Source organism: Achromobacter sp. ACM02 (assembly GCF_014851605.1).
Classification (GTDB): Bacteria; Pseudomonadota; Gammaproteobacteria; order Burkholderiales; family Burkholderiaceae_B; genus Achromobacter; species Achromobacter aegrifaciens.
This window is the reverse complement of sequence record NZ_JACUZY010000003.1, coordinates 36017-50035: the sequence shown is the minus strand read 5'-3', so window position 1 is coordinate 50035 and position 14019 is coordinate 36017. Positions and strand designations below refer to the sequence as shown.

Here is a 14019-nt window from a genome sequence, read left to right as displayed (position 1 = left end):
GTTGTGTGATGCGCCTGCCTGTAGACAGGTCAGCAATGAACGGCGGGAGGGCGCAAGTTCTGTGCGCAGGGAGAGCACTGCTTTTATAGGTTGCTTGTGGCACATGCGCCCGCCAGAATGACGGAGAATAGCAGCAAATGCTTACAGACGCATAGCGCCGGGATCCCCTTCTGACGCGCATCAAATACCTGCTCTCACATGTCCGTTGCCCTTCTGGTTTTCCCTGATTTCATGCTGGTCGCGCTGGGTTGGGCGCTGCGTCACAAACTGAATTTCTCGCGCGAATTCTTCGCCGGCACCGAGCGCCTGGTTTACTTCGTCCTGCTCCCCGCACTGCTGTTCCAGTCCATCCTGCGCACCCCCATCACCGCCGGCAACGCCGCCATGCTGCTGCAGGCCTGCGCAGCCGTCATCGCGACCGGCGTCGCGCTGACCTGGCTGGCGCGCTGGGCGCTGCGGCCATCGCCGCTCAGCCTGGCCTCGTCCGCGCAATGCGGCTACCGCTTCAACACCTATCTCGGCCTGGCCTTATCGGCCAGCCTGGGCGGCGCCCAGGGCCAGACGGTCATGGCGCTGATCGTCGGGTTCGCCGTGCCGATGGCCAACATGGCGGCGGTCTACGGCCTGGCGCGCCACAGCGGCGGCAACCTGCTGCGCGAACTGGCACGCAACCCGCTGGTCATTTCCACGCTGGCCGGCCTGGCCTGCAATCTGGCCGGCGTGCATCTGCCCGGCCCGCTGGACACGGCGCTGGGACGCCTGGGCGCTGCCGCGCTCGCGCTGGGCATCATGTGCGTGGGCGCCAGCCTTTCATGGGAAGGCGGCAAGGGCCATGGCGCGCTGATCGCCTGGATGCTCGGGGTCAAGCTGCTGGCGCTGCCCGCGGCGGCCCTGCTGATCGCGCATCTGCTGGCGCTGCCGCCGCTGGAATCGCAGATGCTGCTATTGTTCGCGGCCCTGCCCACCGCGTCCGCGGCCTATGTGCTGGCCATGCGCATGGGCGGCGACGGCCGCATGGTGGCCGTGCTGATATCGCTGGGCACGCTGCTTTCGGCGTTGACGATTCCGCTGTGGCTGATGCTCACCGGCGCAGGTTGAGCGGCAAGGCCCGACAACGAAAAAAGACCGCCGCGGCGGTCTTTTTTCATGCACGCACAGGCCCGCTTACTAGGACTTGTGCGCGTTGGTCATGGAAGCCGGCACCACCCATTCGGCGAACTGCGCTTCGGTCACGTAGCCCAGCGCCAACGCCGACTCCTTCAGCGACAGGCCTTCCTTGTGCGCCTTCTTGGCGATCTGCGCGGCCTTGTCGTAGCCGATATGCGGATTCAATGCCGTCACCAGCATCAGCGAACGGTCGACCAGTTCGGCGATGCGCTCGCGATTGGGTTCGAGGCCGGCGGCGCAATGCTCGTTGAAGCTGGCCATGCCGTCGGTCAGCAGGCGCACCGATTGCAGGAAGTTGTGAATCACCAGCGGCTTGAACACGTTGAGTTCGAAGTTGCCGCTGGCGCCGCCGATATTGATGGCCACGTCGTTGCCCAGCACCTGCGCCGCCAGCATCGTGATGGCTTCGCATTGCGTCGGGTTGACCTTGCCCGGCATGATCGAGCTGCCCGGCTCGTTCTCGGGAATGCTGATTTCACCCAGGCCCGAACGCGGACCGCTGGACAGCCAGCGCACGTCGTTGGCGATCTTCATCAGGCCGGCTGCCAGCGACTTCAGCGCGCCGTGCGCGAACAGCAGCGCTTCGTGCGAAGCCAGGCCCTGGAACTTGTTGGGCGCCGACACGAAGGCAGTGCCGGTGGCATGCGCCAGTTCGGCGGAAACCTTGGCGCTGAACTGCGGGTGCGCGTTCAGGCCCGTGCCCACGGCCGTGCCGCCGATGGCCAGCTGGTGCAGGCCAGGCAGGGTGGCGCGGATCTGCTGCTCGGCCAAGTCCAGCTGGGCCACGTAGCCCGACAGCTCCTGACCCAGCGTCAACGGCGTGGCGTCCTGCAGGTGGGTGCGGCCGATCTTGACGATGTCGTAGAACTCGGCGCTCTTGGCCGCCAGCGTGGCGCGCAGCGCCTTCAGCGAGGGCAGCAGATGATGCTCGACCTGCACCGCCGCCGCCACGTGCATGGCGGTCGGGAAGGTATCGTTGGACGACTGCCCGCGGTTGACGTGGTCGTTGGGGTGGACCTTGCGTTCTTCGCCGCGCACGCCGCCCATCAGTTCCGAAGCGCGGTTGGCCAGCACCTCGTTCATGTTCATGTTGCTTTGCGTGCCCGAGCCGGTCTGCCAGACCGACAGCGGGAACTCGTTGGGCCATTTACCGGCGATCACTTCATCGGCGGCGCGGACGATGCCATCGGCGATCTTCGGATCCAGTTCGCCCAGATCGGCATTGACCTTGGCCGCCGCGCGCTTGAGCCGCGCCATCGCTTCGACCAGGGGGACCGGCATCTTCTCGGTGGAAATCGCGAAAAAATGCAGCGAACGCTGGGTCTGGGCGCCCCAGAGGTGATCCTCAGGGACTTCGATGGGACCAAACGTGTCTTTTTCAATGCGGGTCTTCATGGCGCGTGCTACTCCGTGGCGACGTCGATTACGGCTGACGGCAGCGCGCCAGCCGCGAGAATGTTGAGAATGACAATCAGTTATAGGTTAGCAGAAACCCGCATTCCTATAATTGCGCAAACATCCGTGCTCCCTCCACCGTTTTTACCACTCGCCCCGCGCCATGTCCGCCCCTCTTTGCAGCCTGACCTTGCACCTGCCCGACGAAGCCGCCACGGAATCGCTGGCACGTCAGCTCGCCCCCCTGGTTTCCGGCGGCCAGGCCGGTCCGGCTGGGGGACATATCCACCTCCAGGGGGACCTGGGCGCGGGGAAAACGGCCTTCACACGGGCCCTGTTGCGGGAAAGCGGCATCACGGGACGGATCAAAAGTCCCAGCTACGCGCTGCTTGAATCCTATAAAGTTTCTAACTTATACTTCTATCACCTTGATTTTTATAGATTTAGTGATACGCGAGAATGGTTGGACGCAGGATTCCGGGATTTACTGCGTGACGACGCAGTCGTTTTGATCGAATGGCCGGAGCGGGCCGGGGGCCTTTTGCCCCCTCCCGACCTGCTGATTTCCCTAGCCTATGCAGGCGACGGACGCGACGCCACCCTGACCGCGTACACCGCTCGAGGACAAACATGGTTGAACGCGATTGTCCCCCCGCCCCAGTCGGCGCCCTCCCCTCGGCAGGCGCCACCCGGCGCCGCCTGATCAGCGTCGCCGCCACCCTGCTCGTCCTGCCGGTCCTGCCGCGCCTGGCGCAGGCGGCGACCATCCTGGCTGTGCGCACTTGGCCGGCCGACGAATACACCCGCGTCACGCTGGAGCTCGACAGCGAGCTCAAGGCTGAGCAGTTCACGCTTGAAAACCCCCACCGCCTGGTGGTGGACATCGAGGGACTGACCATCAGCGCGGCCCTGAACGACCTGGTTTCCAAGGTCCGGCCTGACGACCCCTACATCCAGAGCCTGCGGGTGGCGCAAAACCGCCCCAACGTGGTGCGCCTGGTGTTCGACCTGAAGCAGCCCGTGGCGCCCCAGGTGTTCACGCTCAAGCCCGTGGCCGACTACCAGTACCGTCTGGTGCTGGACCTGTATCCGAAGATCGCCCAGGATCCGCTGGTCGCGATCCTGAACAAGCAGACCGGCCCCGACGTGGACGACCCGCTGGCGCGCATCCTGGAAGACATCCAGCGCAACCCGGTGACCCGCGCCGATCCGCCCGAGCCGCCGCGCGTGCGCGGCCAGCAACCGGCGCCCCCGCTGCCCACCGCGCCCAAGCCTCCGCCCGCCACCGCCAGCCGCGGCAAGCAGCGCATGGTCACCATCGCGCTGGATCCCGGCCACGGCGGCGAGGACCCGGGCGCCATCGGCAGCAGCGGCCTGCGTGAGAAAGACGTGGTGCTGCGCATCGCCCGGCGCCTGAAGGCGCTGATCGACAGCCAGCCCTACATGCGCGCCTATCTCACGCGCGACGACGACTACTTCGTGCCCCTGCACGTGCGCGTGCAGAAGGCGCGCCGCGTGCACGCGGACCTGTTCATCTCGATCCACGCGGACGCCTGGATCAAGCCTTCGGCCAATGGCTCGTCGGTGTTCGCGCTGTCGCAGCGCGGCGCCACCAGCGCCCAGGCGCGCTGGATGGCGGACAAGGAAAACGCGGCCGACCTGATCGGCGGCGTCAACCTTGGCAGCCACGACCGCCAGGTGGCCAAGGTACTGCTGGACCTGTCCACCACCGCGCAGATCAACGATTCGCTGAAGGTGGGCAGCGCCTTCCTGGACGAAATCAAGAAGATCAACCGCCTGCACAAAAACAGCGTCGAACAGGCCGGCTTCGCGGTCCTGAAAGCACCGGACATTCCTTCGGTGCTGGTCGAAACCGCCTTCATCAGCAACCCGCAGGAAGAAGCCCTGCTGCGCAGCACCTCGCATCAGGACAAGCTGGCGCAGGCCATGATGACGGGCATCCAGCGTTACTTCACCGCCAACCCGCCGCTGGCGCGGCTGGGCGATGTGAGCTGACGGCGACGTCTGCCGCCGCATGAAAAAGGGCGTTGCGCTTCACGGCGCAACGCCCTTTCACTGGTTTGACGCGTGTGCCGCAGCATGCTCTGCGGCGCTTCACGCGCCGCGTTTGGCCTTGATCAGCTTGAACAGGCCCGCCCCGATCACCGGCACGATGGCGGCGGCCAGCCCCAGCAGCACGATGGTATTCAAGTGTTCGCGCACCAGCGGGATGTTGCCGAAGAAGTAGCCCGCGGCCACCAGGCTCACCACCCACAGCAGCGCGCCCAGGATGTTGAACAGCTGGAAGCGCGACTGCGGCATGTCGGCCACGCCCGCGACAAAGGGCGCGAAAGTGCGCACGACCGGGATGAAGCGCGACATGACGATGGTCTTGCCGCCGTGCTTTTCATAGAACGCGTGCGTGCGCATCAACGCGCCGCGGTCCAGAAAGCGCAGGTTCATCGAAAACACGCGCGGCCCGATATAGCGTCCGATGAAGTAGTTCACCGTATTGCCGGTGATGGCGGCGATGATCAGCAGCCCGCCCATCAGGAACGGATCGATGTGCCCGGTCGCGCCGAACGCGCCCGCGATGAACAGCAGCGAATCCCCCGGCAGAAAGGGCAGCACGACCAGCCCCGTCTCCGCAAAAACGATCAGGAACAGCACCAGGTACACCCACACGCCATACTGCGCGACCCAGACGCCGAGCGTCTTGTCGATGTGGAGCACCATATTGAAGAATTCGAGCATTGAAGCAACCCTGCCAGCGGAATGGGATATCAGTCCGCGACTATAGCCCACCCGCCCATGACGCTAAAATCGTCCACATAGCCATACCTGAACGCCAGCCACATGACCGAACGCCGCTCCATTCTTGCGCTTCCCGACCTGCTGATCAGTCAGATCGCCGCCGGCGAGGTGATCGAGCGGCCGGCATCCGTGCTCAAGGAAATCCTCGAAAACGCCATCGACGCGGGCGGACGCGCCATTGAAGTGCGCCTGGAAGGCGGCGGCATACGCCGCATTGCCGTGACCGACGACGGCGGCGGCATTCCGCCCGAAGAGCTGCCGCTGGCGCTGGCGCGCCACGCCACCAGCAAGATCCGCTCCTTGAACGAACTGGAATCTGTGGCATCCATGGGGTTCCGCGGCGAAGCGCTGGCCTCGATCGCGTCCGTGGCCCAGGTCACCATCATTTCCCGCACCCGCGATGGCGAGCACGCCTGGCAGATCGATGCAGGCAGCATGCAGGTCAGCCCCGCCTCGGGTCCTCCGGGCACCACGGTGGACGTGCGCCAGTTGTTCGACGCCGTGCCGGCCCGCCGCAAATTCCTGCGCTCCGAGGCCACCGAGTTCGGCCATTGCGTCGACGCCATGGAGCGCATCGCGCTGGCGCATCCGCAGATCGCCTTCCGCCTGTTCCATCACGACCGCGCGCAGCGCCAATGGCTGCCCGCCGAACCGCCGCAGCGCATCCGCGACGTGCTGGGCGCGGAATTCGCCGAACACGGCCTGCTGCTGTCGCACTCGGTCGGCACGGTCAGCCTGGCGGGCATGATCACCCGTCCCACCGCAGCCCGCGCCCGCGCGGACCGCCAGTATCTCTACGTGAACGGCCGCTACGTGCGCGACCGCACCGTCAGCCACGCCCTGCGCGCCGCCTACGCGGACGTACTGCATGGCGACCGCCAGCCCGCCTACGTGCTGTTCCTGGACATCGACCCGGCCGCCGTGGACGTGAACGTGCACCCGGCCAAGCATGAGGTCCGTTTCCGCGACAGCGGCGCGGTGCATCGCTTCGTGTCCCATGCGGTCGGCCAGACCCTGGCGCAGACGGGCGGCGCGTCCGCCGCAGCCCCCGCGGCGCAAAACGACGACGCGGACGACGCCGGGTTCGAAACCGTGGCCCGGCCCGCCACCGCCGCGGCGACCGACGCCGCGCCGCAAGCCTCGCCTTACGCGCCCGCCAGCAGCCCCCGGCCCATGACGGACGCGCCCCGGCCCGCCTACGCCGGCGGCAACGCATCATCATCGTCTTACGGCTTGCGCCCATCGCCCGCGCCGCAGCGCCCGCACACCCAGGTGCCGTTCCGCCTGCACGCCGAACCCGCCGGCATTCCGGCCGCGGACTGGCAATCGCTCTACCGCCCGCTGGATGACGACTCGGCCGCCAAAACCGCGCCGCTGCGCGAACCCGCACCCGCGCCTGTCGCGGCTCTGCCCGCGGACGAAGAACATCCGCTGGGCATGGCGCTGGCGCAGCTGCATGGCATCTACATCCTGGCGCAGACCCGCCGCGGCATCGTGCTGGTGGATATGCATGCCGCGCACGAGCGGGTGGTCTACGAACAGCTCAAGCAAGCCCTGGACGCGCGCAGCCTGCCGCGCCAGGATCTGCTGGTGCCCGTGGTGTTCCATGCCCAGGAAAAGGACGTGGCGCTGGTCGAGGAATACGAAGAGCAGCTGAACGAACTCGGCTTCGAAATGCGCCCCTCCGGCCCCACCTCGATCGCCGTGCGCTCGGTGCCGGCCATCCTGGCCCGCGGCGACATCGAAACGCTGGCCCGCGCCGTGCTGCGCGACCTGGGCGCCGTGGGCGTGTCGCGCCTGCTGACGGAACAGCGCAACGAGCTGCTGTCCACCATGGCCTGCCATGGTTCCGTGCGCGCCAACCGCAAGCTCACCATCGAAGAAATGAACGGCCTGCTGCGCCAGATGGAAGCAACCGAACGCGCCGACCAGTGCAACCACGGCCGCCCCACCTGGATCCAGTGGTCGGTGTCCGACCTGGACAAGCTCTTCCTGCGCGGACAATAAGCTTGTCGCCGTCCTCCTCCCCCAACGCGACGCCGCTGGTCATCTGCCTGGCCGGCCCCACCGCGGCCGGCAAGAGCGCCTCCACCCTGGCGCTGGCCGAGCGCTGGCCGCTGGAAATCGTCAACGTCGATTCCGCCACGATCTATCGCGGCATGGACATCGGCACGGCCAAGCCCTCGCCCGAGGAACAGGCGCAGGTGCCGCAGCATCTGCTGGACATCCTCGACCCCATCCAGTCGTACTCCGCAGCCGACTTCGTCGCCGATGCGCTGCGCCTGATAGACGAGATCCGCGCACGCGGACGCATCCCGCTGCTGGCGGGCGGCACCATGATGTACTACAAGGCGCTGCGCGACGGCCTGGACGATCTGCCGCAGGCGGATCCGGCGCTGCGCGCCGAGCTGGAAGCGCGCGCCGCCGTCCAGGGCTGGCCCGCGCTGCACGCCGAACTGGCGCAGCTGGATCCCGTCACTGCCGCACGCCTGGCGCCCAACGACAGCCAGCGCATCCAGCGCGCGCTGGAGATCTGCATGCTGTCCGGCCAGCCCATGTCGGCCCTGCTGCTGCGCAGCCAGCGTCCGCGCGACGCGACGGGCAACCAGTACCTCACCATCAGCCTGGAGCCTTCCGACCGCGCCGCGCTGCATGCCCGCATCGAGCAACGCTTCGACGCCATGCTGGACCGCGGCCTGCTCGACGAAGTCCGCGCCCTGCGCGCCAGGGGCGACCTGCATACCGGCCTGCCCTCGGTCCGTTGCGTGGGCTACCGGCAGATGTGGGCGCACCTGGACGGCGAGGCCGACCTCGCCACCGCCCGCGAACAGGGCATCGCCGCCACGCGCCAGCTGGCCAAGCGCCAGATCACCTGGCTGCGCGCGCAGCCCGAGCGCGTCATCGTCGACTGCCTGGCGGCGGATGCCGTGGCGCAAACCATAGACGCGATGGCCGTCGCGCTGGCGGGACGCGCCTAGCCAGGCGCCAGACACAAAAAAACCGCGCCGTGGCGCGGTTCTTCGTTGCAGATAGCGTGGCTTACACCACGAAGGTTTGCGCCATGCCTTCCTTCTGCTCGACGATCTCGCCCAGCGTGCTGACGGTCTCGCCCTGCTCGCGCAGCGTGGCGGCGATGGCTTCGGCCTGCGCCGGATCCACCACCAGCACCATGCCGATGCCGCAGTTGAAAACGCGGTACATCTCGGTGTCTTCGACCTGGCCCTGCTCTTGCAGCCACTGGAACAGCTTGGGCATTTCCCAGTTGGCACGGTGCAGCTTGGCCGACAGGCCGGGCTGCAGGATGCGCGGCACGTTGTCCAGCAAGCCGCCGCCCGTGATGTGGGCCAGGCCCTTGATGCTGGTGCCGTGCTTGGCCAGGGCGGCCAGCACCTGCTTCACGTAGATGCGCGTCGGCGCCATGACCACGTCGACCATCGGCTGGCCGTGGAAATCGTCGTCGGGCTTGGCGTTGGCGCGTTCCAGGATCTTGCGCAGCAGCGAATAGCCGTTGGAGTGCGCACCGCTGGAAGCCAGGCCCAGCACCACGTCGCCGGTCTTGATCGACTGGCCGGTGATGATGGCGGACTTTTCCACCGCTCCCACCGCGAAGCCGGCCAGGTCGTACTCGCCGTCCGGATACATGCCCGGCATTTCGGCGGTTTCACCGCCGATCAGCGCGCAGCCCGACAGCTCGCAGCCCTTGGCGATGCCGCCCACCACGGCCGCCGCCGTATCCACCGAAAGCTTGCCGCAGCCGAAATAGTCCAGGAAGAACAGCGGCTCCGCGCCCTGCACCAGGATGTCGTTGACGCTCATGGCGACCAGGTCGATACCCACGGTGTCGTGGCGGTTCCAGTCGAACGCCAGGCGCAGCTTGGTGCCCACGCCGTCGGTGCCCGAGACCAGCACGGGTTCCTTGTACGACTTCGGCACTTCAAACAGGCCGCCAAAGCCGCCGATACCGGCCAGCACCCCGGGACGCATGGTGCGCGCCGCAAGCGGTTTGATACGGTCGACCAGGGCGTCGCCTGCGTCGATGTCGACACCGGCATCGCGGTAGGTCATAGGGGCGGTAGGTTGATTCGTCATGAGAAATGCCGTGGGGTATGTAACAATTGCTGGGATTTTGGTGGAACGCCCTGCATTTTACGATGTTGCGGGGACTAGCAGGGATCGGCGCCGCCAAAGCGGTCCGGACGGCGACCGCGCCGGCTCGCCCGGCCAGGGCGGGCAAGAGGGGCCGGATCGGCGCAAACCCAAGCCAGCCCAGGCCCATCGACGCGACACCCTGGCCCCAGGTGGTTTAAAGTGTAGGGTTGGCCGGTATTGATTTTGTCGGTTCCGTGGTGCAAACCCCGGAGTTTCGCGCCCGGCCGGCGACGTTTTGACCCGTTGTACTGACCTGTAGCCGTATTGACCCGTACTACCCGCCTCGTTTCGGCACCCTGTAAGCTCCCATGAACCGCCAGCTGCTGCTTGACGTTCTTCCCGCGCCAGCGCCATCGCTGAACAACTATATCGCCGGCCCCAACGGGGAAGCGCTGGCGGCAGTGCGCGCGCTGCTTCCTGGCCGCGCCCTGTACATCTGGGGCGCCGCGGGCTGCGGCCGCAGCCATCTCCTGCGCGCGCTGACCGCCCGCCCCGACGCCGTCTATATCGACGCCGAGACTGGCGAAAACATGCTGCGCCGCCTGGCCGAAGCCGATTCCAAGTCGCCCATGCCCAAGTTCGTGGCGGTCGACGACGTGCACCGCATGAACGACAGCCGCCAGGCCGCCCTGTTCGCGCTCTACAACCGCTGGCGCGAATCCGCCGCCACCGGCCGCGCCTTCGCGCTGGCGCTGGCGGGCGACCGCGCTCCGCTGTCGATGCCGCTGCGCGAGGACTTGCGCACGCGCCTGGGCTGGGACCTGGTTTTCCGCCTTGACCCGCTGTCCGACGCCGACAAGCTGGCCGCCCTGTCGGCCCAGGCGGCTGCCCGCGGCATGCACCTGGCGCCCGAAATCATCAATTGGATGCTCACGCACCACGAGCGCGACATCCGCAAGCTGGCGGAGCTGATCGACGCGCTGGACCGCTATTCCCTGGCCACCGGCCGTCCCATCACCCTACCTCTGCTGCGGGCCATGCTCGCAGATCCTGATTCACAACGCACATGACCTCCCGACGTCTCGCCCTGTTCGACCTGGATCACACCCTGTTGCCGCTGGATAGCGACTACCAATGGGCCGACTATCTGGCACGCACGGGCCGCGCCGGGGATCCCGCCGAAGCCCGCCGCCAGAACGACGATCTGATGGATCGCTACAACCGCGGCGAGCTCACCGCCGAGCAGGCGGCCGAGTTCATGCTCGGCCTGCTGGCCGCGCACACGCCTTACGACCTGGCGGCCTGGCATGAAGCCTTCATGGAAGAAGTGATCCGCCCGTCCATGACGCCCGCCGCGCGCGACCTGGTGCAATCGCACCTGGAAGCCGGCGACCTGTGCGCGGTGGTCACGGCCACCAACAGCTTCGTCACCGCTCCCATCGCGCGCGCCTTCGGCGTGCCCCACCTCGTGGCCACCGACGCGGAATACCTGCGCGGGCGCTACACCGGCCGCATCCTGGGCACGCCCAGTTTCAAGGAAGGCAAGGTGGTGCGCGTCAACGACTGGCTGGCCGGCATGGGTTTGGGGCTTGCGGATTTTTCGGAATCGTTTTTCTATAGCGATTCGGTCAACGATGTACCCCTGCTGGAGAAAGTGACCCGTCCGATCGCAGCCAACCCCAGCCCCACCCTGCGCGGCATCGCCCAGGAGCGCGGCTGGCAGGTGATCGACTTGTTCGACCACATGGAAGATTCGAAGTCCTAAATGATCACTGAAACCATAAAAAAATTCGTCGGCCGACTATTCGCGCCGGCAGCCCGGGGGCCGTTGCGCATCGCGCGCGACAAGCACGGCATCGACCGCCGCAACGTCTCGCGCCACGCGATCAAGGTCTGCGAGGTGCTGCGCCAGCACGGCTATGACGCCTACATCGTCGGCGGCGCCGTGCGCGACCTGATCGTGGGCCTGGAGCCCAAGGACTTCGACGTGGCCACCAACGCCACGCCCGAGCAGATCCGTCCGCTGTTCCGCCGCGCCCGCATCATCGGCCGCCGCTTCCAGCTGGTGCACGTGGTCTTCGGCCAGGAAATCATCGAAACCTCCACCTTCCGCGCCCCCGCCTCGGAAGACCAGGAGACCGACGAACACGGCCGCATCCTGCGCGACAACGTGTTCGGTTCGCACGAAGAAGACGCGGCGCGCCGCGACTTCACCATGAACGCGCTCTACTACGACCCGCACAACGAGGAAGTCATTGACTTCCACAACGGCGTGGCCGACCTTAAAAAGCGCCAGGTCCGCATCATCGGCGACCCGACCAAGCGCTACCGCGAAGACCCGGTCCGCATGCTGCGCGCCGTGCGCTTCGCCGCCAAGCTGAACGGCACCATCGACCCGGCCACGCGCCAGCCCATCAGCACCATGGCCGAGCTCATCGAGAACGTACCGGCCTCGCGCCTGTTCGACGAAATGCTCAAGCTGCTGACCTGCGGCCATGCCATGGACTGCCTGCGCCAGCTGCGCGCCGACGGCCTGCACAAGGGCCTCTTGCCCCTGCTGGACGTGGTGCTGGAGCAACCCGGCGGCGAGCATTTCGTGGAGCTTGCGCTGGAACGCACCGACGCGCGCGTGCGCTCGGGCAAGACCATCAGCCCCAGCTTCCTGTTCGCCGCGCTGCTGTGGCAACAGGTGGAAGCGCGCTGGAAGCAGCTGCGCGCGCAGGGCGAGCACACCATCCCCGCCCTGTCGCAAGCCGCCGATTCGGTGCTGGACGAACAGACCGAAAAGCTCGCCATCCAGCGCCGCTTCTCGTCCGACATGCGCGAGATCTGGTTCATGCAGCCACGTTTCGAGCGCCGCATGGGCAAGACCATCTACCGCATGATCGAACAGCCGCGCTTCCGCGCCGCCTGCGACTTCCTGCAACTGCGCGCCGCCGCCGGCGAGTTCGACAGCGTGCTGGCGCAATGGTGGATGGACCTGGCCAACGCCGACGACGTCACCCGCAGCGAGATGATCGAGGAGGTGTCCCGCCAACCGCGCGATGCCGGCGACGCCCCCTCCGCCCCGCGCAAGCGCCGCCGTCCGCGCCGTTCGCCCTCGCGCGGCACGCCGCCCGCAGCGGGTTAAGTCATGACCGCTCCTGTGCGCGCCTACGTCGCGCTGGGCGCCAATCTGGGCGACGGCGCAGCCACGCTGCGCAGTGTCCTGGCTGAATTGCAGGAAACCGGCGGCATCGCCGCGGTGGCGGCATCGCCGTTCTACCGCAGCGCGCCGGTCGAAGCCACCGGCCCCGACTTCGTCAACGCCGTGGCGGCGCTGGACACGCATCTGACCCCGCTGGCCCTGCTGGATGCGCTGCAGGCGCTGGAAAACCGGCACGGCCGCGAGCGCCCCTACAAGAATGCGCCGCGCACGCTGGATCTGGACCTGCTGCTGTACGGCGACACCGTGCTGGACCATGAGCGGCTGACGCTGCCCCACCCTCGCATGCACCTGCGCGCCTTCGTGCTGCTGCCCCTGCGCGACCTGGCTCCCGGCCTGGCGCTGCAAGGCAAGCCCATCGGCGACTGGATCGCCGCGATCCACGACCAGCCGATAACGCGCATCGCGGACTGAACGCCGGCGGCCAAGCCCGCCCGCTATTCCTTCGGCGCGTAGGCCATCAGCACGCGCTCCACGTCCTCGACCTGCGGCAGGCCCGCTTCATTGCCCAGATGCTGGATCTTGTGGGCCGAAGCCGCGCGCGCAAAGGTGAAGTGCTCCGCCCACGGCAGTTCCGGCCGGTTCAGATAGGACCAGACGTAGGCGCCGTGGAACACGTCCCCGGCCCCCGAGGTATCGACAATGCTGGCGGCCGGCACGTCCAGCGCGGGCAGGACATCCACCGTTCCCGTCTCGTCGTACCAGAGCATGCCGCGCTCGCCCATGGTGACCGCGCCGATGCGGCAGCCGCGCGCCTTCAGCAGTTCCAGCAGGCCTGACGGCGCAAGCCCCAATTGTTCGCACATGCGCTCCGCGCAGACCGCCACGTCGACGTGGCGCAGCAGCTCGTCGGTGTTCTCGCGCACGCCGCCGCCATCGAGCGAGGTCAGCACGCCCGCCTGCCGACACGCCTGCGCGTAATGCAGGGCGGCGTCGGGCTGATGCCCGTCCAGGTGCAAGGCACGGTAGCCGCCGATGTCCAGCCGCGGAAAGTCGTTCAGGTAGTCCACGTCGCGCGCACGCACGATGGCGCGCTTGCCGTGATTGGGCATGATGAAGGACAGGGACGAACGGCTCACTTTGCGCGCATGCAGCGACACCCCGTGCGCCGCCGCCATGTCCGTGTACATGTGGCCCAGCCAGTCCGATGCCAGCGAGCAGATCAGGTCCGGCGGCGTGCCCAGCCGCGCGCAGGCGAACGCGGCCGTCACCGCGTTGCCGCCGAAGGACACCGCGTAGTCGCGCGCCACGCTTTTTTCATCGCCCGTAGGCCATTCGTCCGCCAGCACGGTGACGTCGATATAAGTGTGTCCGATGAAGAGCGCTTCGCCCATGGAGCTGCCGGAAAG

The 14019-nt window shown here is 67.2% G+C and carries 13 protein-coding genes; 9 read left to right on the top strand and 4 right to left on the bottom strand.

What is annotated here, in order from left to right; translation table 11 throughout:
* Nucleotides 1-198: 198 nt before the first annotated feature.
* Nucleotides 199-1098 carry an AEC family transporter gene (locus IB258_RS09085; RefSeq protein ID WP_054457459.1) on the top strand — a complete coding sequence of 300 codons (900 nt, stop codon included), beginning with the start codon at nt 199-201 and terminating at the stop codon, nt 1096-1098.
* Nucleotides 1099-1167: 69 nt separating this feature from the next.
* Here the strand turns inward: IB258_RS09085 and fumC are convergent, their stop codons facing one another.
* Nucleotides 1168-2562 (bottom strand): class II fumarate hydratase, encoded by a 1395-nt coding sequence (gene fumC / locus IB258_RS09080; protein ID WP_192352495.1) that lies wholly within the window; start codon nt 2560-2562, stop codon nt 1168-1170.
* 163 nt (nt 2563-2725) lie between these two features.
* Between fumC and tsaE the strand changes: the two genes are divergently transcribed.
* Both tsaE and IB258_RS09070 read left to right on the top strand, forming a co-directional pair.
* On the top strand, nt 2726-3265 hold the full coding sequence (tsaE, locus tag IB258_RS09075) for a tRNA (adenosine(37)-N6)-threonylcarbamoyltransferase complex ATPase subunit type 1 TsaE (RefSeq protein ID WP_054457463.1): 540 nt from the start codon (nt 2726-2728) through the stop codon (nt 3263-3265).
* Nucleotides 3193-4578, top strand: a complete 1386-nt coding sequence (locus tag IB258_RS09070; RefSeq protein WP_054457465.1) for an N-acetylmuramoyl-L-alanine amidase — start codon at nt 3193-3195, stop codon at nt 4576-4578. Before tsaE ends, IB258_RS09070 begins: the two co-directional genes overlap by 73 nt.
* A gap of 99 nt (nt 4579-4677) precedes the next feature.
* Here the strand turns inward: IB258_RS09070 and IB258_RS09065 are convergent, their stop codons facing one another.
* Nucleotides 4678-5316, bottom strand: coding sequence for a VTT domain-containing protein (locus IB258_RS09065; protein WP_175163801.1), 639 nt, complete (start codon nt 5314-5316; stop codon nt 4678-4680).
* A 102-nt stretch (nt 5317-5418) separates the two neighbouring features.
* Here IB258_RS09065 and mutL point away from each other — a divergent pair, with 102 nt between their 5' ends.
* Complete coding sequence (gene mutL / locus IB258_RS09060; RefSeq protein ID WP_175213818.1) at nt 5419-7383, top strand: DNA mismatch repair endonuclease MutL; 1965 nt, start codon at nt 5419-5421, stop codon at nt 7381-7383.
* A 2-nt stretch (nt 7384-7385) separates the two neighbouring features.
* Nucleotides 7386-8354: a tRNA (adenosine(37)-N6)-dimethylallyltransferase MiaA gene (gene miaA, locus IB258_RS09055; RefSeq protein WP_192352494.1), complete on the top strand. Its 969-nt coding sequence runs from the start codon at nt 7386-7388 to the stop codon at nt 8352-8354.
* A 61-nt stretch (nt 8355-8415) separates the two neighbouring features.
* Here miaA and purM read toward each other — a convergent pair whose 3' ends face one another.
* Nucleotides 8416-9465, bottom strand: coding sequence for a phosphoribosylformylglycinamidine cyclo-ligase (gene purM, locus IB258_RS09050; protein ID WP_054457472.1), 1050 nt, complete (start codon nt 9463-9465; stop codon nt 8416-8418).
* Between the two features lie 368 nt (nt 9466-9833).
* Between purM and hda the strand changes: the two genes are divergently transcribed.
* Genes hda through IB258_RS09030 form a run of 4 tightly spaced genes read left to right on the top strand, consistent with a single transcriptional unit; the run spans nt 9834 to nt 13084 of the window.
* Complete coding sequence (gene hda, locus IB258_RS09045) at nt 9834-10535, top strand: DnaA regulatory inactivator Hda (protein WP_054457473.1); 702 nt, start codon at nt 9834-9836, stop codon at nt 10533-10535.
* The gene (locus tag IB258_RS09040) at nt 10532-11230 is read left to right on the top strand and encodes an HAD family phosphatase (RefSeq protein ID WP_013391641.1); all 699 of its coding nucleotides are present in this window, start codon (nt 10532-10534) and stop codon (nt 11228-11230) included. The genes hda and IB258_RS09040 overlap by 4 nt, the downstream gene beginning before the upstream one ends.
* Nucleotides 11231-12595 (top strand): polynucleotide adenylyltransferase PcnB, encoded by a 1365-nt coding sequence (gene pcnB / locus IB258_RS09035; RefSeq protein WP_054457475.1) that lies wholly within the window; start codon nt 11231-11233, stop codon nt 12593-12595. It abuts the gene before it with no gap.
* 3 nt (nt 12596-12598) lie between these two features.
* Nucleotides 12599-13084 carry a 2-amino-4-hydroxy-6-hydroxymethyldihydropteridine diphosphokinase gene (locus tag IB258_RS09030; protein WP_054457477.1) on the top strand — a complete coding sequence of 162 codons (486 nt, stop codon included), beginning with the start codon at nt 12599-12601 and terminating at the stop codon, nt 13082-13084.
* A 23-nt stretch (nt 13085-13107) separates the two neighbouring features.
* Here the strand turns inward: IB258_RS09030 and IB258_RS09025 are convergent, their stop codons facing one another.
* Nucleotides 13108-14004: a sugar kinase gene (locus IB258_RS09025; protein WP_054457478.1), complete on the bottom strand. Its 897-nt coding sequence runs from the start codon at nt 14002-14004 to the stop codon at nt 13108-13110.
* Nucleotides 14005-14019 lie beyond the last annotated feature (15 nt).